The following is a 21,825-nucleotide window of genomic DNA, read 5'->3' as shown; positions in this document are numbered from 1 at the left end:
CTCGCGTGCCGATCAGATCGCGACGCTCTGGGGGACCATCGACGGGAGCAGGTACAGGTACGGCTGCTCGCGGGTGCGGTTGCGCTCGGTGATCTCCCGCTCGATGTGCGCCAGGCGCTCGCGGTAGCGGGCGAACGCCTGCTTCGCCGCGGGATCTTGCAACAGGCACTTCATCGTCATGAGGCTCTCGCTGGTCAGCGGCGGGCCCATGCTGAGCGAGCGGCTGAGCACCATCTGGCGGATGCTCTGCGCGCGCCCCGGGAGGCGCTCCAGCGGCTTGAACAGCCGCTTCTCGCTGCCGTTCAGGACATCGCCGAAGGAGCGGTAGGTGGCAAACTGAGCGTTCGGGATCCAGGTGTAATAGTCCGTTTGCCCGAAGTTGACGGCGGCGTGGTACGCGGTCGCCGTGAAGATGACGTTGGTGGCGATCGCGATCAGGTCGTCGAGGCTCGTGAGCTTCGCGAGCTGTTTCTCACTGTCCGGCGGGAGCAGGCTATCCATGCCGCCGAGCTCGGGAGACACGAGCTCCTTCATCCACGCTTGCAGGCTGGCATCGCTCGCCAGGCGCCCCGGCGTCGGGTAGGCGATCTTCAGGACCTGCCCGACGTACTCCTGGATCGCGTCCCAGTGCAGCAGCGCGTCGTCGCGGTAGTGATAGCCGACGAGGTCGCGGACGTCGCGCGCTGCCAGGTCGTGGGGGAGCGCGCTCTCGTAGAACCGGTAGGGCTTGCCGCGGTAGCCCTTGATGCCCTTGCCGCTGTAGGCGCGCGTCAAGAGCTCGAACGAGCCCATGTTGGCCACCGAGCTCGTGATGTCGAAGAAGCGCCCTCGCCCGAGGAAGCGCCGGCGAGCCAGCTCGTTGATGGCCAGGGTGTTGAAGAAGTGCGGCCTGAGCAGCTGATGGAGCGGATGCGTCGCGGGCAGGTTGCGGTAGGTGCTCACCGCGAACGGCTCCACGACGAGGTGCGCGTAGAGCAGGTGGGTCACCTGGCCTTGGAAGATGGCGTCGGCGCTCGCGACGGCGATCTTCGCCGTGAGCCAGTCGTCCGACGGGCCCGAAGGGGTGAAGATCTTGTCGGGGTGCGCCCCTTTCTCGGCGCGCGAGTCCACGAGCCGGATGGCCACGGGCAAGAGCTCGCCGGCCGCGGTCTGGTGCAGCATGCAGGTCGGCGCCAGCGGGTACTTGCCCAGCTCTTCCTGCACGTCGGTGTCGACGATGTCCTTGAAGATGCGGTAGTCGAGGAAGTAGAGCTGTCCGCTCTCGCGCACCGCCTCCAGCGTGCGGCCGTCGGCGATCGTCACCGGCTTGGGCTCGGCGCCGCTCAGGAAATCGGCGAGATCGGCCTGGGTCGCGCGGCGGATGTGCGCCGGGTTGATCCCCACGAGGCGCTGCCGCCCGAACTCGGCGTCCTCGGCCCACCGCGTCGCCACGAGGGGCCTGCGGATGAAGGTCCACGGCTTGAAGAACTCCTCGAACTGGTCGAAGCTCTCCCAGTTGTCGACGGACTCGAAGATGGCGCCCAGCCCCAGGTCGGACGTGGCCCTGAGGATGAACTTCCCCTCGCGATAGCGCCTGTACCCGTACGCGAACAGGTGAAGCGTCTGCGCGATTTGCAGTCCGGCAGCGTCCTTCCACTTGCCGAGGTTGAGCGCCAAGATCTTCTTGATCGGAAAACCTTCCCCCGGCGGCACGGAATCGCTGCCGGCCGGCAGGTTGGACCCGAAATTGCGCCAGTTCGGTGTCGAGCTGGGCTCCCTCATGCTCGTGCTCTCTTCTCCGTCTCAGACGGACGGTGGATTGGGTGGTTCACGTCAAGCATCGCTCTCGCGTCGCAGCGGTCCGAGCGCGCGCCGGAATGGTTCCGTCTCAGTCGCAACAGGACTCAATCATCCAGCGCCGCCCCCCGTCCTCGACCTGCCCCCGCAGCCGATCGCGTCGCCCTTCAACGTAGAATCGACCAGGTGCGATTCCACGAAGAGCCGTCGCGCCGAGTTGCACGCGATCGATGCTTACGCGTGCATTGTCGAGGCTGCTAGGAAACCGTGGAGCGTTCACGCGTGTCAAGCTCTTTTGTTCGGCACCGGGGCGAGCGGCCGGATGCCGCGCCCCCCCTGCGCCGGGCGTGTTCGCTCCCGACGTACCGCTACCTCGACGACGTATGGCTTGAATGGCAACCGCGCAAGTCGTCCGATTCGTGCTCGTATCCCGCTCCTTCCAGCAGGATTTCCCCGCCGCCAGCGGCACAGAGCTGCCAGGGCGAGCCGAAAGGGCGGTGCCCCGATTGCGAGACGTCGGACCGGAAGCGAACCGCCATGACGCCAAGGGCGCCGAGAAACCCTTGAAGTTAGTTAGTCTAACCAACTTGAACACCGATGCAGCGGATAGGGCGGACGCAACTCAGGCAACTGACGCAACTGACACCACCGCCCCTCCGGAAGAGGATGGCCGAGAGCCCCTGAATCGCGGGCCGCCCGAGCGCCCGTCGCGAGCGGCCGGGCGGCGGGCTCAGCCGCCGGTTCATCGTCGCGCTCGGCCGGCTGCGTCGCGCGGGATCGCGCGAGCCCGTCGACGTCGCGCGCGCCGGCGCTTGTGCCGGGGCCCGCGCTCCCGTACGCATCCGTCATGCCGCCCCTCGATCTGCACGTCGCCTTGTTCGGCGCCTCCGGCGCCGGCAAGACGGTCCTCCTGGCAGCCTTCTACCGGGCGCAGACCCAGCCCTCGTTCCAGCAGGAGTACGCGTACAAGATCCAGGCGGTCAACAAGGCGCAGGGCAACCAGCTCCTCGGCCGGTTCTATCGCCTCGAGGAGGGCAGATTCCCGGACGGCAGCACGCGCTTCGACGAGTACGAGTTCGACTTCTTCCCGAGAGATCTGCCCGAGCCGGCGGTCCGCATCCACTGGTACGACTACCCGGGACGCTGGTGGGAGGACGAGCCGGTCGACGCGGACGAGCGGGAGGCGATGCGCCAGGGCCTCCTCCGGCTCGGGATGAGCCAGGTGGGCATCCTCCTCGCGGACGGCGCGAAGTACCGGGCCGAGGGCACCGGGTACATCCGGTGGCTGTTCGAGCACTTCGCCGACGAGTGCGATCGGCTGCGCCGGGCCAGCGCCGCCACGGGCGACGAGGTGAGCTTCCCGCGGGAGTGGATCCTCGCCCTCAGCAAGGCCGATCTCTTCCCGCCGGACTACGGCGCGCGGGACTTCGAGCGCGAGGTCTGCCGGGACGCCGACGATCAGCTCGCGAAGCTCTGCTCGGTGCTCCGCGCCGAGCACGCGTTCGGGCACCGCTTCATGCTGCTCTCGTCGGTCGCCGCCCCGGCCGGCGCAGAGGTCGATCCGAGGACCTCGCTCGGCGTGCGCACCCTCGCCCCCGCGATCCTGGTGAGCACGGTCGAGGGCGCGGTGCGCGAGGCGCAGGCGGCGAGAAAGGAGAAGTCGGCCGGAGAGACGTTCTTCCAGGGGCTGCGCGATCTCGTGCAGTTCGTCGACTCCCTCGACGACTTCCTGCCGAAGCGATACCAGATCGTGAGCAAGATCCTGCGGTTCATCTCGATCAAGGACTTCGCGACCACCCGGCTCGACCGGCTCAAGAAGACGCGCGAGGACGCGATCCGGAAGGGCGACACCTTCACCGCGGTCCTGACCGCGATGGTCGCGGCCCTGCGCGACGACGAGGGCGCCCGCGCCTACCACCAGAACCAGTGAGGTCGTCATGCCCGCGCCCGCGCCCCTCGTCGAAACATCGCGCCTCCTCTGGAGGACGCGCGGCGAGCACTGGGATTACGAGTTCATCTGTGTCCCCGAGATCCCGGCGCTGCCCGCCTGGCTCTCGACGCTCGAGGCGATGCTCGGCGACGCCGACGCGGGCGCCGGGGAGCTCCGCTATGGCCTGCTCGAGGTCGACGAGCGCGGGCAGAGGGCGCCGCGCGCCTATCCCTACGTGGCGGTGAGGTTCCTCGATCCGGCGCGGAGGGACTGGACCGGACGGCAGGTCCAGCACTTCGCGGCCTGGTTCCCGCCGGTCCCGCCCGAGGCGGCCGCGGCGCTGCCCGAAGCGGTCCCCGTCGACTGGCACCTTCGCGTGCTCGACGGGCTCGCGGGGACGTACGGCTCCGGCGAGGTGTTCGGGCTCCCCGAGGCGGCGATCCGCGCCTGGAAGCGGAGCCACGAGGAGAGCCGGGCCGCGCGCGCGATGGCGATCGTCAAGGCGACCCCGCCGGTGGCGCTGGGCGACGGCGAGGCGGCGCCGTCGCGGTGGACGCGGGTGCCGACCTTAAAAAAAAAGCCACCGGAGCCGCCGGCCGCGGCGGGCCTCCTCTCGGCGGGCGCGGTCCCTAGCGCCAAGGGCCGGCGATTCGGCTGCTTCGCGATCGGCGCCATGATGCTCGCCGCCTTCGGTCCACCGGTGCTCGCTTGCGGGGTGCGCCTCCTCGGCGCCTGACGGCCGCGCCGCGCGCGCCATCCGACGGGGAGCCGGCCCCGCCACCGCCCGCCGGGCGACACAAGGGCATCGCTCATCCGTCCTGCGCGTCCGAGATCTGAGCGCTCGGCGGCGCTCGAACCGGCGACAGAGGGCAATCACACCTCGATTTTCCGCTTGCTCGCTGTTTCTTGAGACCCCATCCTCTTCCTGGGGTGGGGAGCCGCGCGTGCGCCGCCGGTCTCGGGGTCCAATCCTTTCGGTTCTATCTTGAGCGAGCGCTCCTCGCGTCAGGCCGCTCGCGACGTTCGCGCCGCTCCGCCCAACGCTCCATGCGCCCGCGTCACTGTCTCGTGTCCCCGTGGCCATGCTGTCGATCGGAGGTGCGCCCGTGAATTCAGCGATCGTCATACCGCTCGTCGTCGCGTCGTCGTGCTTCGTCTCCGCCGCTGCCGCCGCCGAGCAGGCGTGCGGGTACTCCAGCGCCGGCTGGAACGCGCCGAACGGCGCGGCCGTGTTCAGCGTCGGCTCCGGGCTGATCGGGGACCTCCTGAACGCGGTCGGCGAGATCAGGACGCACTCCATGCTGTCGCACGGCCCCGGGAAGTGGGTGACGCACGCCACGATGAAGCAGCCGACCGAGAACTCCTGGCCTGCGGTGTGCAGCACGCCCGTCACGCCCAGCGACCTGATCGAGGGCTATCCTGGGCTGTCGCAGGTCAACCAGGGCGGGATCTACCGCTTCCTCTACGGGAGCGGCGGGAGCGGGCCGGCCTCGTTGACGTATCAGGTCGGCGACGGCAAGAAGGCCGCCTCGATCGGCGACGCCATCTGGTGGGAGGTGGCTTATTACGCCGATCACTCGATCGTCGATGAGGGGGTCGAGATCGATCGACCGAACATCCGTGGAGCCCGGGTGCGCTACTCGCTGTACCAGTACCGCACCACCGAGGGCACGCCGACCGGCGGGCCGGCGTGGAACAACGGCATGGTCTGCTCTTCCTTCCTGGCGTACGCGCACTACGTCGACGGCCAGGGCGCCATCCCCCCGTACACGTACGGCCACGAGAAGCTCGCCAACGCGGCCAACGCCCTGTACGCCGGGGTGAGAGACAGCTGCGAGAGCAGCCTGGGGTTCTGGGGCTCGATCGGCACCTCGATCGCCTGCCTCACCACGGACATCTGCGGGAAGGCCGCCAATCAGGTGGCGAACTGCATGGCGTCGCACGCCTGCGACACCAGCAGCGGCAGCTTGTGGAGAGGCGTCCGCGACACGCCGAGCACCGTCGCCGTGTCGATCAGCCCCGACCGCATCGGCGGCTGGAGCGGGCACGTCTGGGGGACGCAGCCCGGCGCGACGGTCTGGTCCGCCGATATCGGGCACAACGTCCAGTGGAACTCTGGAGGCAACGTCTACGGGTGCTGGTACTGACGCGCGTTCGAGCACGATGACGTGAGGAGCTCAGGCCATGACGACCAAGGTCGGTGCGCATCGGTCCAGGGCGCGATGGGTTGGCGCGGCGGTGCTCGCCGCCGCGCTGGGGCTCTCGATCGGGTATCTCCGCGCTCCCGGCGCTCCCGAGCCCGTTCGGCCGGCGCGGAAGGCGAGCGCGCCCGAGGCCCCGCCCGCCGCGAAGCGCGCGGCGAGCGCGGCCGCGGCGAGCGCGAAGCCGCCCGCGGGCGATCCGGCGCCCGTCATCGACGGGGTCGAGGTCGAGAAATCGGAGGTGTGCGCCGGCGAGGAGAACCTCATCACCGTGCGCGCCCACACCACGAACGGGACCGACGACTACCTCCACGGCGTCATCGGCGGGCACGCGGGGTCGCGGGTGCCGCTCCGCATCTGGCCGGACGCGGACGGTTCGTATGAGATGCCCGTCATCTCCGTGTTCGGGCGGAACAACGTGATGCGTCAGATCGAGGTCCCGAGATACACGGTCAAAGCTTGCAAGCCGGAGCGGCTCGTCGCCATCACCCACAGGCTGCTGCCCAACACGGCCGATGAGGTCGAGCTCGCGGCGCGGATCGTCGACGTCGGGGCCAAGGACGACCCCGACGCGAGGCCGTTCAAGCCCGCGCGCTATACCTGGGTGTTCGACGACGGGGAATCGGAGGAGACGGCGGCTCCGTTCGTGACCCACAGCTACGAGCGCCGCCCGCAAACCTCGCTCGTCTCCGAGTTTCTGCTCCGGGTGGAGGTCCGCGGCGACGCGGGGGACAAGCTCACCGGCCGCGCCCTGCTCCAGATCCCGAACATGATCTTTCAGAACTTCGCCGAGCGAGGGGTCGTGACCGTCCTGGCGACGCCGACGCCCCGCTTTCCCAGGCAGGACGGCGACGGCGTGGTGCGGCAGTCCTTCCGCCTCTGGCATCACCGCGACGCGCCGGTCCGGATCGATGCGGTCACGGCGGTGCGGCACTACATCCAGGCGGCGAACAGCTCACCGCACGAGCAGGCCTCGCTCGGCCTGGCCGAGATCCCGCCGGGTCAGGGCGTCGACGTGGCGGTGAAGCTCGACACGCGAGGCGAACCGGACGTCTTCACGATCACGTACTTCCTCGAGGGGAAGACGGCGGAGGGGTACCCGGCGCGCGGGACGTTCTCGCTGATGCGGCCGCCGCCCGCGCCGACCAAGCAGTCGAACATCCCGGTCACGGAGCCGGTCCTCCTCGCCAAGATCAAGCGGGCGCGGGAGCTCCTCGCGCAGGACTTCGTGACCGACGAGGACATCTGGCGGCTGGAGCGAGAGGGCAAGATGGCCGATCTCGACGGCTCGCCGTCGGGCGCGCCGGCGCGGTAGGCCGCTACGAGCGCGCCACGCCGGGCTGCGCCGCTCGGGGCATCGCTCGATGCTCTCCGAGCGGCGGTCCGTCGTCAGTAGCCGCAGAGCTCCCACGGGGCGGCGCAGCTCTGGCCGGTGACCGTAGAGGGGTTCGTCGGGCAGGTCCACCACTCGCCCTGGAAAGGACGCGGGTTGCAGTGCGGGAGGCACTCCACCCACCCCGACGAGCACGAGTTCCCTACCGAGACGGTCGGCTGAGCCGCGCAGAACCAGCGTTTTCCTGCGAACCAGCCGGGGTTGCACACATCGGGCGCCCCGGCGACGGGCGGATACACCGTGGCGACCGCCTGGATGTCTACCGCGTCGAGGCTCTCGCTCCCGAAGCGCACGCCGTCCTGATCCGAACACCCACCCCAGTAGGTCATGATGGAGTCGTAGTCGTAGAAGCCAGGGTTCACGACGATGTACCGGCGGCTCGAGGGCCACCCGCTGGCGGCCTCGCTCGCGGGCAGCGGCTGTCGTTGGCTGCAGCCGCTGGGGACCAACGGGTGATGCCACTCGTGCAGGAAGCCGATCGCATGACCCATCTCGTGGATCGCGTACTGCTCCACGCAGTCGAAGCTGTATTCGACGCGGGTCGTCTGCCAGTTGTACTTGATGCAACGGTTGAAGTCGGCGCCCCAGGGCTTGAACTGGACCAAGCCGCCCTTGTTGTAGACGCCGATCGAGTCCGACTGGTTGGGGGCGTCGGGGTGGATCCTGACGCCGACGTAGTTCATGCGCGTGGCCGGCAGGAGCGAATCGCAGCTCTCCCAGCCGGTGAAGCGAACCGAGCTCCAGCGCTCCCAGCTGCCCTGGAGCGCGGTGCGCACGCGCGTGACGACCTCCGCGAGCGAGGGGTTCGGCGCATGGATCAGCCCGCCCGCGGCGCCGTCGGCCCTCTGCTCCGCCGAGCTCGTGGGGTCGATGCAGACCGGGATCCGGACATAGCCGTCAGCGTCCTCAGGCCAGCGACTCGCGCTGTCGAAGACGCTCGCCTCGGCGGACCTCGGCGCGGCGGAGACGGTCAGCGCGGCGCCCAGCGCTGCGAGGAGCAGCGGACCGAGCGAAGAGCGAAACCGCACATGTCCTTCAGGGCCCCGCGTCGTGCGGTGCACCGAGACATTCTCGAGCGGGCTCATGGACGCAAACGCATTGCGATGGCCTTGCAGCATGTTCTTCTCCAATCGACGAGGGTTGTTCTGCCGAACGCGGCTCCGGCGTGGAGCTCGACGCGGTTCACCGGCTTCGCGCCAGGGTCGTGGACGAGACCCGAGCACGGGGGAGGTCGACGCCGCACCGGCTCGCGGCGTCTTCACCCTGCACCTACGATGAGCCTGCCGCTCGGTTTCGCGGAAATGTCACCCCGCTGCCCGGCGGGCGAAGCGCGGACGAGGCGCTCGTCCCCACGGTAGCGCCGGTGCCGCTGCATCCACCGCGCTCCTCCATGGGTCGCTGCCCGCGGGTCGCCGAGGAGCCGGCCCCGGGGCGCCGATCCTTGGCTCGGCGGCCCTAGCTAGCGGCCTCGCAGATGACCGTGTAGCTCCGGGTGGTGGCCGGATCTGAACATGAAGGCGGGAAGGCGGGAAGAAAAGATCAATGATCTTCCCGCCTTCCCGCCTTCATGAGAATCACTCCGGGGCCAATATCCCGCGATCCCCGCGGCCGACAGCATAAGGCCGCTCGAACCCAGGGGATCCGAGCGGCCTCGGTCGCGCGGCCCCCCGCCGCGGGCCGCTCTGTCACCACTTCAGAGCTTCGATCATCTTCTCCCCATAACGCGTGCCCATGATAACGACGGACGCATGATCGAAATGGTACTGATCCATCACGTTCGTCCCCTGCTGGCTGATCCAGTATCCCATAGGCAACATGTCGGCCGCTTGGTGCACGAGGTTGTTGTGACCGCTGCAACATCCGCCCGCGGGGAGCTCTCCGAGAATGAAGGGAACGTCGTAGTCGACCCCCCAGGCCGCCTTCACCTCGTTATAGAGCTGAACGACCTTGCCGGGCCATGAGCTCTGGCCGTTGTCGGACTCACCCTGGTGGAAGATGATGCCCGCGAAGCGCGCGTTCTCGGCCGTCTTCGCTTTGGCGATCTTGTTCAAGATCATCGGGTGATGCGAGCCGCCAGAGATGAACGTGTTGATCGACTCGCCGCTCTCAGCGGTGGCGACCAGCCCGATCGTATCCCCCTCAGGCAGCTTTCCGAGCAGGGTCTTGCCGAACCAGATGCCCGGGTCGACGGAGGTCGACAGGTTCCATCCTTTTTCACCAGGGCAATCGCTGAGCGGCGGATTGGCCAGGTTCCACTGTCCGGCCGGCTGATTGCATCCGCCGAGGACCTTGAGCCGCTCGTCAGAATTCTTGTCGCTGTCCTGCTTGTCGGCGACGCCAGCCATATTCGACTGGCCCATGAGCATGAAGATGTGGAACGTCGGATTTGCGCTCGGCGCGCCGCCGGTGCCTGCCCCGCTGCTGACCGACGCGGTCCCTCCCGTGGCGTCGCCCCCAGTCCCCGCGCTCGCGCTGCCTGTCGCGTCGCCCCCGGTCCCCGCGCTCGTGCTGCCCGTCGTGGCGCCGCCTCCAGTCCCCGCGCTCGTGCTGCCCGTCGTGGCGCCGCCGGTCCCCGAGCCGGCCCCTCCGGTGTTGTCGTCCTCACCGCCCGCGCCGGACTCGCCACAACCGGACGCAGCGATGATGCAGAGAATTGGGAGGAGCAGGAACCTGGGTGTGCCTCGGGTCGTGCGGTTCATCTCGGTCATGGTCGTTACCTCGTCGCGCCGGGGCGCGATCTGAAGAGAATGGCGGAAGTGGTAGGCCGGCGTCGCGATGCCGGCGCGGCGAACCTCGCCCGCAAAGAGCTCAGCGCCGGGGCCTAGCTTATCGCATCTTGGGCGCATGGCGTCCAGGATTCGGCTTGTAGGACGACACGAGGAGAAGACCTTGACGCTGGATTTTTTCATCATCGGCGGCGTTCGTTCTTCGCTTCGCCTCAAGCGCCGACCGATCCTTTCGAGGCGAAGCGGTTTCATGATCCCGGACCGCGGAAATTTGAAACGGACGCGTCGCGCGGGCAACGCAGGGGACCCATCACGAGGCAACCGCGCTGTCGTGCTCGTGCTCGTGCTCGAGAGAGCCCCTGTAGGGAGCTGGAGCAACCGCGACGGAGCATGGCTGGACGTCGTGCGAGATCTCCGGACGATCGTCGAAGACCTCCGCGATCGCCGCGCTCCGCGCTCCGCGCTCCGCGAAGCGCGCCAGGCTCTCGATAGCGTCAGGGCAAGGCGGTGGTGATCACGTCCTTCGTGGTCGCCGTGCTCTGGCCGGGGCGATCGACGCAGGACGGGTAGTACTGGCCCGCCCCGTTGATGTTCTGGCAGACCCGGTCGCAGGACCCGACGATGCGGATCAACCCGCACTCCGCGATGCTCCCCCCGGACGTCAGGTGGCCCGCGGCGCAGTCGCGCTGGTACGCGCGCGAGTTGTCGACCGTCGTGCTGTTGTAACAGGCGTTGAGGTACGGCTGCGCGGCGAACAGGTTGCCCCAGAAAGCCCCCTCGATGTCCGGATAATCGATGAGCTCCTGGCTGGAGGAGAGCGTCTTCAGCGGATCCCGCAGCGAGCGGGCGGACAGGAGCACCGGTACTTGATAGTAGTTCACGCGCGCCGCCACGCAGCTGGAGACCATGCGCTGCCCGGCCTCGTCGAGCGGCCCGGTCGCCCACGCGCGCGCGACGCCGAGCAACCCGGGGTAGCGCTCATCGTGCCTGGTGCCGCTCGAGTCGGTCCACGAAAAATTGAAAGACGACGAGCTGCTCAGGGCGCAGCTCGTCGCATAGCGCACGAACTCGCGCGCCAGCGCGCCGCTCGACCCGGGATCCTGGATCGCGGCGAGGTTCCGCGCGCTGAGGCCGTTGAGGTTCAAGGCGTTGAGGTTCAGGGCATTGAGGTTCAAGGCGTTGAGGTTCAGGGCGTTGGTGCTGAGCGCGTTGCCGCCCAAGAGGGCGCCCTGGGATTCCCCCACAGGCTCGTCCCACGCATCGGTGTCCTCTACCTCGGCGACGCAGCCCGACAGCACCCCTGCCCAACCAAGCACGATGAATGTCCGCTTGAGAGACATGGATTCCCCCGTGTTCCTGGCGCATGATCCGACGGCGCCCTGCGCGCGGCGCGCGCGGGCTCCCATCGATTCGCTGGATGGGTTCAATATTCTACTTTTTCCCGCGCCGTCGCGCCGGTGAAAGTCGCTTCGGCGGCGGCGAGATCGATGTCAGTCGCGTCCGCCTCCGCCATCGTCAACGCCGCGTGCCAGCGCCGGAGTCGCCCGCCCATGACGGTCGGAATGGTGGCGGCGGCCGCGAGGGCGCGCTCGAGCTGCGCCCGGGCGTCGGCGCGCCGGCCGCGGCGCAGCGCGGCGAGCGCCCGCGCCTCGAGCACCTCGATCCGCTCCTGCCCGACCGAGCAGCGCGCGGAGCGCTCCTCGAGCGCGGCCCACGCGGCGCGGTCGTCGTCGCGGGTCGCGAGCTCGATCATCGCGCAGAGCACGTCCTCCGAAGGCTTCAGCGCCTCGCAGCCGGCGTCGTCGCGCGCCGCGCGGAGCCGCCGGGCGATCCGGCGAGCGCCCGCCTCGTCGCCCTGGTAGAGGCGCAGGCGCGCGATCAGGAGCGCCACGACGACCGGCGCGTGGCGATCGCCGCAGCGGGGCGCTATCGCCTGGACGGCGCGCGCATGGGGCCGCGCGGCCGCGAGATCGTCCATCAGGTACAGGTACTCGGCGAGGTTGTAGCGGCCGACGAGCTCGAACGCGGGCTGGCCGAGGTCGCGCCCGAGCGCGATGGTGCGCTCGAAATCGGCGATCGTCCCGGCGCGGTCGCCCTCCAGGGCCCGCGCGAGCCCGCGGTTGTTGAGCGCGGCGCCGAGGTGCATGAGATCGCTGCGCTCCTCGCAGCTCTGGATCACCGCGTCGAGGTCCCGCGCCGCCTCCTCCACGCGGCCGAGGCTGGCCAGGATGAAGCCGAGCAGCAGCCGCGCGATGATGTGCGTCTCGTGGCCCTCGTCCCCGAGCCGCGCCGCCTGCGCCGCGGCGCGCGTCAGCACCGCGGCGGCCTCGTCCTCGCGGTCGGCGCGGTGGAGCGAGCGGCCCACGCCGAGGAGCAGCCGGGCGCCGAGCAGGGGCGAGGCCGCCCGGTCGGCGAGGCGCTCGGCGGCCGCGACCCGCTCGCTCGCCGCCCGGTACTCGCCCGTCCAGTCGAGGATCATGGCCTCGTCGAGGAGGAGCTCGATCTCCGCCCCCGGCTCCGACGCCGCGGCCGCCGCCTCGCGCGCCGCGGCGAGGTCGGCGAGGGCCTCGGTGTGGCGCCCGAGCCGGAAGCGAGCGAGGCCCCGCGCGCGGCGCTCCTCGGGGAGCAGCGCGCCGAGCAGCGCCTCGACGCGCCCGTAGCAGCCCTCGGCGTCGACGTAGGCCCGGCGCGCGGCCGCGAGCTCGGCGCCGCGGGCGAGGAGCGACGCCGCGCGGGCGGTCAGGCCGCCGCGCTCGCAGTGCGCCGCGAGCACCAGCGGATCGGCCTCGCCCGCGGCCTCGAGCCAGTCGGCGGCGAGGCGGTGGCCGAGCGCTCGGTCGTCCTCGGTGAGCTGCGCGTAAGCGCCCTCGCGCAGGAGCGCCTGGCGGAAGGCGTACTCCTCCTCGCCGGGGAAGCGCCCCTCGCGGTGGCGGACGCAGAGCTCCCCGGCGACGAGCGCGGAGAGGTGCTCCGCGAGCGGCTCGGCCTCGTCGCCCCCGAGCAGGTGCGCGACGGCCCCTCGCCAGAACACCTCGCCGAGCACGCTGGCGGCGCGCAGGATCCGGCGCGCGGGGGGCGCGAGCGCCTCCAGCCGGACCTGCACCATCGCCACCACCGTCTCGGGCAGCGCGTCGCCCCGGCCCTCCGCCGTCGCGCGGATCAGCTCCTCGAGGAAGAACGGCTGGCCCTCGGACTGGGTGACCAGACGATCGATGAGGGCGCCGTCGGCCGCGTCGCCCAGCGCCTCCCGCGCGAGCTGCGCGCACGCCCTCGGCGGGAGCTGCCTGAGCCAGAGCTCCTGGCGCCCGCGCTCGGCCCAGAGATCGGGGTACGCTTGCTTGACCTCGGGGCGCGCCGTGGCGAGCACGACGAGCGGCTGGTCCGCGAGCTCGCGCAGCACCGCGTCGATGGCCGCGACGGAGGCGCGATCGGCCCAGTGCACGTCCTCCAGCGCGAGCACCACCGGCTGGGCCGCGCACTCGGCGCGCAGGAAATCGCGGAGCGCGCGCTGCATCTGCTCGCCGAGCAGCTCGGGATCCTGCCGGGCGGCGCGGAGCGGGAGGCTGTCCTCGTCGGGGAACGGCACGCCGGCGAGCTCGCCGAGGAACTCCTCGATCCGGCGCCGATCCGCCTCGAGCACGCGGCGGGCGACGTGGGCCCGGAGGAGCGCGCGCCGCTCCTCGAGGGGCTCGCCGCCCTTGATCCCCGCCGCGCCGCGGATCGCCTCCGCGAGCAGGCCGCCGGTGGATCGCGCGCGGAGCGGATCCCCGAGCCCCGCCCAGATCTCGGCGGGCGCGCCGGCGCGGCGGAGGGCGGCGAGGTGCTCCTGGAGGAGGCGGGACTTGCCCATGCCCGCGGCGCCGATGACGAGCACCGCCCGGGCGGCGGGCTCGCCGGCGCAGGCGGCGAAGGTCTGCTCGAGCAGGCGGAGCTCGTGATCGCGGCCGACGCAGGGCGTGGGCCTGCCGAGGAGCGGGCGCCACGGCTCGGCGGCGCTGCGCTCGCCGCGGAGCTCGAGGGCGCCGGACGCGGCGATGGCGGCCTCGAAGCGGGCCTCGAGCAGCCCGGCGGTGGTCTTGTCGAGGAGGATCGGCGGCGCGCCCGCGCCGTCCGCGCTCCGGAGCAGCCCGGCGGCGCGCTGGATGGCGTCGCCGACCGGCAGGCCGCGCCCGAGCTCGCCCCAGCCGACGGTGATCGCGATCGGGCGATCGGGGACGCGCTCGCGCAGCGCCAGGGCGCAGCGCGCGAGCTGCGCGGCGACGTCGGTGGGCACGTGCGGCCGGCCGACGATGAGCACCGCGGTGCCGTCGGCGAGCAGCTCCAGGCGCCCCTCGAAGCGGGCGGCGACCTCCCGGAGCGCGCCGGCGTCCGCGCCCGCCTCGCAGGCCGAGAGGGTGGCGTCGAGCGCGGAGGCCCTCGCGCGGCCCACCACCGCGACGCCGTGGAAGCGGCGCTCGCTGGTGGTGAGCGCGGAGCTCGGCGGCGCCGGGATCGACCCGCCGTGGACCTCCTCGGCCGCGAGCGCGGCGTGGACCGCGGCCCCGTCGCGCGGGCGCCGCGCCGGATCCTTCTCGAGCATGTGCGCGAGCAGCGCGTCGAGCCACGGGGGCGCGTCGGGGCAGAGCTCCGACAGGCGCGGGGGCTCGTCGAAGATGATCCTGGCGAGGAGGGCGATCAGGTGATCTGCCTGGAACGGCGGGGCGCCGGTGAGGCACTCGAAGAGCACGCAGCCGAGCGAGAAGATGTCGGCGGGCGCGCCGACCGCATCGCCGCTGCGCGCCTGTTCCGGGGCCATGTATTCGGGCGTTCCGACGAGCACCCCGGCGCCGGTGATCGGGGCCATGCCCGGGAAGCGGGCGATCCCGAAATCGAGCAGCTTGGGCTCGTCGATCCGGCCGCCGACGAGGAAGATGTTGGCCGGCTTGAGATCGCGGTGGACGACCCCCAGCGCGTGGGCGGCGCCCAGGGCCGCGGCGACGCGCGCCCCGAGCTCCACCGTCTCGGCGACCGTGAGCCGCCGCCGCGCGAGCAGGCGGGAGAGGTCCTCTCCCTCCAGCCACTCCATGACCAGGAACGGCGTGCCCTCGCGCGCGGCGTCGTAGGCGATGTACCGGACGATCCCAGGGTGTGCGAGGCGGGCGAGGAGCTCCGCCTCCCGCGCGAAGCGCGCGACGTGGTGCGGCGACGGATCGTGCAGCACCTTCGCGGCGACCCGCGCTCCGGTGGTCATGTCACAGGCGCGGTAGACCGCGCCCATGCCCCCGATCTCCGCGAGCGCCTCGACGCGGAAGCGCCCCCCCAAGAGCTCCCCCGAGCGCACCCATCGAGGATAGACGGAGAATGCGGTTCGTCCAGTGATGGTGTGAATTTGGACCGCGGATCCGCGCGCGCGGCGCCCGGGGCGCATCGATGGTTGGACCCGATTTCGACCCAGGTGGGACCGATGCCGGGCCGCTCTGGGCGAGCTCCCGCAGGCCGCGCGCCGCCTGCGCGGCGTCCTTCGAGCCACGGCTAAGTCGTTGATACATTTCGTTTCTCGGGGGGCGGGCCCAGATCACAGCGAAGCATGTCCGCCAGCCGGGGCGGATTCCGCAGTTGACGCTTGACGTTTCCGAGGCGTTTCGATTTTCTGTTCCTGCGGGAGGCGCCAGGGTCGGCACGTGCGTGCCAGGAGGAGAGCGGGGGCGGCGTAGGGGTGCGAGGCGTGAGCGGCTCCTCGCCCGGGGGTCGCGGAGCGCCCTGGTTCCTTCACGCCGTCAGGAGGAGCGCCGCTCTCGCCCACACGACAGAGCCAGCGCCGGCCGACGAAAGCGAACGGGAATCCGATTCAATGAACCGACACAGCCAAGCGCACCTCGGACAGGACGCTTATCAGGTCACGGAGACCGTGGCCGTATTGCCGCGGAGCATCTGGCGGCGCGCGCGCCACGCGACCTCCGGCGCGAGCGTGCTGCTGCACTCGCTCCGGCGCGCGGTCGCGCAGCCGCGTCGGGTCCTGGAGCTCGAGCTGCAGAAATGGCGTCGAATCGGCGCGCTGGCGATCGACGGCGACGTGTGCGAGGTGGACGGCGAGCCGTCGCTGATCGTGGAGGACTTCGGAGGCGCGCCGCTCGCGATCCCTGCGGACGGGCTGGACGTCGGAACGTGCCTGGAGCTCGCGCTCGGCATGGCTCGCTCGCTGCATGGCTTGCACGAGCAGGGGTGGCTGCACGAGGACGTGAGCCATGGCAGCTTCCTGGTCAACCTCGCGACGCTGCGTGTCGAGTTCGCTGACCTCCTGGCGGTCTCCGAGGGCGCGGCGGGCGGCGCCGCCTTCGAATTCGCGACCTCGCTCGCCCACGTCGCGCCAGAGCGGACGGGGCGCCTCAATCGTCGCCCCGATCACCGTGCAGACTATTATTCTCTCGGCGTCACGCTCTTCCAGATGCTGACGGGCCAGCTGCCGTTCGCGGCGAGCGACGCCATCGGCTGGGCGCACGCGCACGCGTCCAAGCGCGCGCCGCTCGTCACGGAGCTGTCGCCCCACGTGCCGCCCGTCCTCGCGCAGCTCGTGTCCAGGCTGCTCGCGAAGGATCCTGACGAGCGCTACCAGAGCGACCACGGGCTGCTGAGCGACCTGACCACGCTGTGCGAGAGCTTCCGGCGGACGCGGGCCTTCCCTGCCCTCGTCCTGGGGGCGAGCGACGTCTCCACCGAATTCGTGGTCAGTCGAGACGTCCAGGGGCGCGACGCCGAGCTGTCGGAGCTGGGAGGCGCCCTCGACGGCGCGCGCTCCGGGAAGAGGCTGCTCGTGCTCATGCCGGGGGCGCCGGGGGCCGGAAAGTCCGCCGTGCTCGCGGAGTTCCTGAGGCGGCACGGCGGAGCGCCGGCGCGCCTTTTGTCGACGGCGTTCGAAGAGCGGGGCGAGGCCGTGCCGCTGTCGGGTCTGGCGCACGTGCTGCGAGGCCTGGCGGGGGACCTGCTGTCGCTCTCCGAAGCCGAGCTGACCGAGCTGCGGAAGCGCGTGACCGCGGCCCTGGGGCACAACGCAGGTCTCCTGACCGAGCTCGTGCCGGCGCTCTCCTGCGTCACCGGCGCCGCCACGTCCGTCGTGGCGTTGAATCCCCTCGAGGCGCAGCGCCGGCTCAAGCACGTCTTCCTCTCCTTCATCCGTGTCTTCGCCACGGCGGAGCGCCCCCTCGTCTTCGTGCTCGACGACGCTCAGTGGCTCGACGCCGCCTCCGCCGAGTTGCTGTCTGCCCTCCTGACGAACCCGGACTCGAGCCACGTGATGGTGCTGGCCGCGTTCCGCGGCGGCGACGTCGGCGACGTACCGACGCTCCTGAACCTGCGGAACGCGTCGCGCCGGACGAAGGAGGTCGTGCTGACATTGCCGCTCGGGCCGCTGTCGTCCGACGCGGTGGCGGAGATCGTGGCGCGCTCGATGCGCGCGCCCGTCGCCGAGGTCCGTGGGCTCGCGGAGATCGTGAAGCGCAAGACCGACGGCAACCCGTTCTTCATCGGCCAGCTGCTCGTCTCCTTGCATCGACAGGGCGCGCTGCGCCTGGAGGTCGAGCGCGGCCGGTGGTCGGCCGACGCGCGGCGCGCAGAGGCGCACCCCGCCTGCGACAACGTCGGCGCGCTGATGGCGGAGCGGCTCGAGAACCTCGGCCCCGACGCGGCGAGGCTCCTGTCCGCCGCGGCGTGCTTCGGGATGCGCTTCGATCTGCAAACCCTGTCCGAGGCCGTGGACAGGCCGGTCGCGGCCTGCCTCGAGCTCGTCCGGGAGGCGCTGGCCCATCGCCTCGTGTCCGAGGTCTCGGCCGAAGCTCGAGCGGAGCGGCCGGAGCCTGTCCGGGGTCACGAGCCCGCTTCGTACGCCTTCGAGCACTCGCGCGTGCGGCAGGCGGCGCTCTCGCGCGCCAGCGACGCGGAGCGCGTGGCGCTCGACGCGTCCATCGGGCGGGTCCTGCGCGAACGCCTGCGGGGCGATCGCGCGCCGGGTCGGATCTTCGAGGTGCTCCGTCACCTGAACGCCGCTCGCGGCGCGATCCATGACCGAGGAGAGCGCCTCGACCTCGTGGAGCTCAACTTGACCGCGAGCGACCAGGCGCTCCAGAGCGGCGCGTGGAGCATCGCGGGGACCCACGCCGAGATCGCCGTCGAGCTCCTGGCCAGCTGCGAGGGCGAACGTCCTAGGGATCTGGCCTTTCGAGCGATCTTCGCGCGCGCCGAGACGGCCTTCGTCCTGGCGGATCCGCGCGTCGACGCGCTCTGCGAGGAGGCGCTCGGGCTCGCCCCCGACCGCCTGGCGCGCGGCCGCGTTCATGTCTTGAAGACCCGGATCCTCGAGCACGGCGGGCGAATGCAGGACGCCGTTGTCCAGGTGCGCGCGGCGCTGGCCGAGCTCGGCGTGCGCTTGCCGGAGGCGCCCGACGAGATCAACCAGGGCATCGGGGAGGGTATCGGCAAGCTGCAAGCGCACCTCTCGCGCGTGACGATCGAGGGCCTGCCGGCCCTCCCGAGGGCGGAGGACCCCGAGTCGCGCCTGGCCCTCGAGTTGCTGGCGCAGGTGATCCCTCCGGCGTTTCAGACGTATCCGCCCCTGTTCTTCCTGGCGGAGCTCATCATGTTCGACCTGGCGCTGAGCCGCGGCGTCGACGCGGTCTCGTGCAAGAACTTCGCCGACTGCGGCATCATCCTCCTCGCGGTGCTGGGCGACTACGATGCTGCCTATCGCATGGGCCTGGCTGCCTTCGAGCTCTTGAAGCGCTTCTCGCCGACCCCGGTCGAATCGGGCGTGTGCTTCGTGTTCGCGGCCTTTCTCGCGCACTGGAAGGAGACGTACCGAGATCTGTTCGCGGTTTACGACCGGGGGGAGAAGAGCGGGCTCATGCTGGGCGACCTGCAGCACGTCGCCTACGCCAAGAACGATCGCTCCCAGCGCTCGTTCCTGGTCGGCGCGCGGCTGCGGGCGTGCCGCGAGCAGGTCGCGGAGCTGCGGCGGTATTTGACGCACATCTCGGCGGCGGGCCAGCTGGTCAGCGCGCTGGTCGTCGAGCGAGCCGTCGCTCGGCTTTCGGCGCGCGAGTCGGAGAGGGAGGCCGTCGCCGCGGCCGACCGCGAAGCGACCGCCGTGTTGACCGCCGAGAAGAGCACCCAGTACTGCTACGCCTACGGGCAAGCCCAGATGATGACGAGCTTCATCCTGGGCGACTTCGCGTCGGCGCGGCAGTGGATGGAGTTCACCCGGGAGTTCTTGATCATCTCGGCGGGGCAGTTCTCGCTCCCCGATTACAGGCTCTTCGAAGGGCTGCTGGCGGCGCGGGCGTGCCGCGAAGGAGGCCCGGAGACGCGGGAGGCGCAGCTCGCGGTCGTCGAGGAGAACCTGAAGCAGCTCGAGGTCTGGTCCCGCCTGTGCGCGGAGAACTTCGCCCACAAATATCATTTCCTCGCCGCCGAGCACGCGCGCCTGACGGGGCAGCCGCTGCACGTCGTGCTCGCCCGCCACCGCGACGCGATCCGGACGGCCGGAGACGGGTTCATCCACCTGCGGGCGCTCGTCCACGAGCACCAGGCAGAGATGTGGCTGTCGCTGGACGAGCCCCTCCACGCGAGGACGTGCCTGGAGGCGGCTTACAGGCTCTACAACGACTGGGGCGCGACGGCGAAGCTCGAGTCGCTCGCGCGCGAGCACCCCGCTTTGCTCGCGGATGCCGTCCTGGGAGAGATCGCGACGCCGCGCGGCGCGGCGGCGGCCGGCCTGGGCTTCGACGGCGCGTCCCTGCTCAAGGCGACGCAGAGCATCTTCGTCGAGGTCGAGCCCGAGCGGCTGTTCGCCGCGCTGATGGCCACGTTGATCGAGAACGCCGGGGCAGAGCACGGCTGCCTCGTCCTGCGAGACGACGCCGATCGCACGTATTACGTGGAGGCGCGCGCCCACGTGGAGCGCCCGATCGCGAGCCTCCCGCGGCGCGTTGCGTACTCGGAAGCCGAGTTCCTGTGCCCGAGCGTCGTCAGCTACGTGCTGCACACGGGAGAGGCCGTCACGCTGGACGACGCGTCGAAGGCCGGCGCCTTCCTGGAGGACCCGCAGATTCGAAGGCGGGGGGTACGCTCGGTGCTGTGTGCTCCCATCATGCGCAAGGGAGACGTCCTGGGCGCGCTGTACGTGGAGAACAACGTCAGCCCGTATGTCTTCACGCGCGAGCGCCTGGCCGCGCTGCAGGTGATCGCCAGCCAGGCGGCGATCTCGATCTACAACGCGCAGCTCTACGAGGAGCTGGAGCGACGCGTGGCGCAGCGCACCGAGGAGCTGGCGCTCAAGAACCGCCAGATCGCGTCGATGCTCGACAACCTGGACGATGGCGTCTTCACCATCGACCGGAGCCGGCGCGTCGAGCCGGGATACTCTCGACGATTGACGGAGATCCTCGGCGATACCGATCTGGTCGGTCGAGACTGCCTCGCGCTGTTGTTCGACGGATCGAGCGTGCGCCCGGACGCGCGGAGCGCGGCGGAGGCGGCGCTGTGCTGCGCCTTCGATCAAGAACAGTGGCTGGCGGCGCTGAACGTCGACCACCTGATCCGCGAGGTGGAGCGCACGGGCCCCGGCGGCAAGCCCCAGTTCCTCGAGATCTCCTGGAGCTTCATCGCGTCGGAGTCAGATCGCGTGGAGCGCATGCTGGTCACGGTTCGCGACGTGACCTTGCTGCGCAGCCTGAAGCAGACGGCGCGCAACAAGGAGCGCGAGGTCGACATCATCGTGCAGGCGCTCGATCGCGGGGTCGACGCCACGCGCGCGTTCTGCGCCGACTGCCGCGCGCTGCTGGCCGAGAATCGCGCGGCGCTCGGGCCGGACGGCGAGCTGTCCGAGCGGCGCTGCGACGCCGCCTTGCGCAACCTCCACACGCTGAAGGGCAACGCTCGCCTGCACGGCTTCACGCACCTGGTGGACTGCCTGCACTCCGCGGAGAGCGCCTATCAGGCGCTGCGCCGAGCGCCAGGGCAGCCGATCGAGAGGCACGCGCTGCTGGAGCGCCTGGACGCCGTCGAGCGAGCGGTCGCCGAGTACGAGTCGGTTTGCCAGGAGAAGCTGACGACCGCGCTCAAGAGGCCGGACGAGCGGAGCGAGAGTGTCCTTCAAGACATCCGGGGCCTGGTCGCGACGGCAGATTCCACCGACGCGCAGGAGCTGGCGCGCAAGCTGCGTCGCGCCCTCGCGCGGCTCGACCCGACGTCGGTAGCGCGCGTCGTCGACGAGACGCGCGAGATGTTGCCGAGCTTGGCCGCCGAGCTCGGCAGGCCCCCGCCCGCGGTGCTGACGGAGCACGCCGAGGCGCAGCTGGCCGGCGACTGGACGGGGCTCGTGAAGGACATCCTGGTGCAGTGCTTTCGCAACTCCCTCTATCACGGCATCGAGACGCCCGACGCGCGAGCGCTCGCCGGCAAACCGGCGCAGGGCCGCATCCATGTTCGCGCGCGGAGCGGACCGAGCGCGCTCGAGCTGCAGATCTCCGACGACGGCCGCGGGCTTCCGCTCGAGAAGCTGCGCCGGCGGGGGGGCGATCCTCCTCTGCCGGATGAAGCCCTGGCCGACCAGATCTTCCTCTCCGGCGTCTCGACCGCAGAGACGATCGGTCGAGTCGCCGGTCGAGGCGTCGGGCTCGACATCGTGCGCGAGCGCCTCCGGGCGCGCGGCGGGGACGCGCTGGTGCGCTTCACCGGGGAAGAGCGCGATGGCCACCGGCCGTTCATGCTGGTCCTCCTCCTGCCGAAGAGCGCGGTCGCCTCCCGCTCTGGCGGGTAGCGCTCACCCGT

At 70.8% G+C, this 21,825-nt stretch carries 10 protein-coding genes; 5 read left to right on the top strand and 5 right to left on the bottom strand.

Annotated elements, in window-relative coordinates; genetic code table 11:
* Nucleotides 1-12: 12 nt before the first annotated feature.
* Nucleotides 13-1,761: a lipoxygenase family protein gene (locus WMF26_RS19410; protein WP_438001532.1), complete on the bottom strand. Its 1,749-nt coding sequence runs from the start codon at nt 1,759-1,761 to the stop codon at nt 13-15.
* Between the two features lie 862 nt (nt 1,762-2,623).
* Here WMF26_RS19410 and WMF26_RS19405 point away from each other — a divergent pair.
* The 4 genes from WMF26_RS19405 (at nt 2,624) to WMF26_RS19390 (ending at nt 7,222) form a co-directional block, all read left to right on the top strand.
* A complete protein-coding gene (locus tag WMF26_RS19405; RefSeq protein ID WP_061628792.1) occupies nt 2,624-3,706 on the top strand; it encodes a hypothetical protein in 1,083 nt (360 codons plus the stop codon).
* Between the two features lie 7 nt (nt 3,707-3,713).
* The gene (locus WMF26_RS19400; RefSeq protein ID WP_438001531.1) at nt 3,714-4,442 is read left to right on the top strand and encodes a hypothetical protein; all 729 of its coding nucleotides are present in this window, start codon (nt 3,714-3,716) and stop codon (nt 4,440-4,442) included.
* Nucleotides 4,443-4,812: 370 nt separating this feature from the next.
* Nucleotides 4,813-5,853, top strand: a complete 1,041-nt coding sequence (locus tag WMF26_RS19395; protein WP_438001530.1) for a hypothetical protein — start codon at nt 4,813-4,815, stop codon at nt 5,851-5,853.
* A 37-nt stretch (nt 5,854-5,890) separates the two neighbouring features.
* A complete protein-coding gene (locus WMF26_RS19390; protein ID WP_438001529.1) occupies nt 5,891-7,222 on the top strand; it encodes a hypothetical protein in 1,332 nt (443 codons plus the stop codon).
* A gap of 74 nt (nt 7,223-7,296) precedes the next feature.
* Here the strand turns inward: WMF26_RS19390 and WMF26_RS19385 are convergent, their stop codons facing one another.
* From WMF26_RS19385 to WMF26_RS19370, 4 genes are all read right to left on the bottom strand, one after another.
* A complete protein-coding gene (locus tag WMF26_RS19385) occupies nt 7,297-8,385 on the bottom strand; it encodes a hypothetical protein (RefSeq protein WP_438001528.1) in 1,089 nt (362 codons plus the stop codon).
* 600 nt (nt 8,386-8,985) lie between these two features.
* Nucleotides 8,986-10,212 carry a sialate O-acetylesterase gene (locus WMF26_RS19380; protein ID WP_438001527.1) on the bottom strand — a complete coding sequence of 409 codons (1,227 nt, stop codon included), beginning with the start codon at nt 10,210-10,212 and terminating at the stop codon, nt 8,986-8,988.
* Between the two features lie 308 nt (nt 10,213-10,520).
* Nucleotides 10,521-11,366, bottom strand: a complete 846-nt coding sequence (locus WMF26_RS19375) for a hypothetical protein (RefSeq protein WP_438001526.1) — start codon at nt 11,364-11,366, stop codon at nt 10,521-10,523.
* A gap of 83 nt (nt 11,367-11,449) precedes the next feature.
* Complete coding sequence (locus tag WMF26_RS19370) at nt 11,450-15,346, bottom strand: serine/threonine-protein kinase (RefSeq protein ID WP_438001525.1); 3,897 nt, start codon at nt 15,344-15,346, stop codon at nt 11,450-11,452.
* 510 nt (nt 15,347-15,856) lie between these two features.
* On the opposite strand from WMF26_RS19370, the gene WMF26_RS19365 reads away from it, so the two are divergent.
* Nucleotides 15,857-21,814: an AAA family ATPase gene (locus tag WMF26_RS19365; RefSeq protein WP_438001524.1), complete on the top strand. Its 5,958-nt coding sequence runs from the start codon at nt 15,857-15,859 to the stop codon at nt 21,812-21,814.
* The last annotated feature ends 11 nt before the right edge of the window (nt 21,815-21,825 follow it).

Source organism: Sorangium sp. So ce185 (assembly GCF_051526825.1).
Taxonomy (GTDB): Bacteria; Myxococcota_A; Polyangia; order Polyangiales; family Polyangiaceae; genus Sorangium; species Sorangium cellulosum_D.
This window is presented reverse-complemented; position numbering and strand designations above follow the sequence as displayed.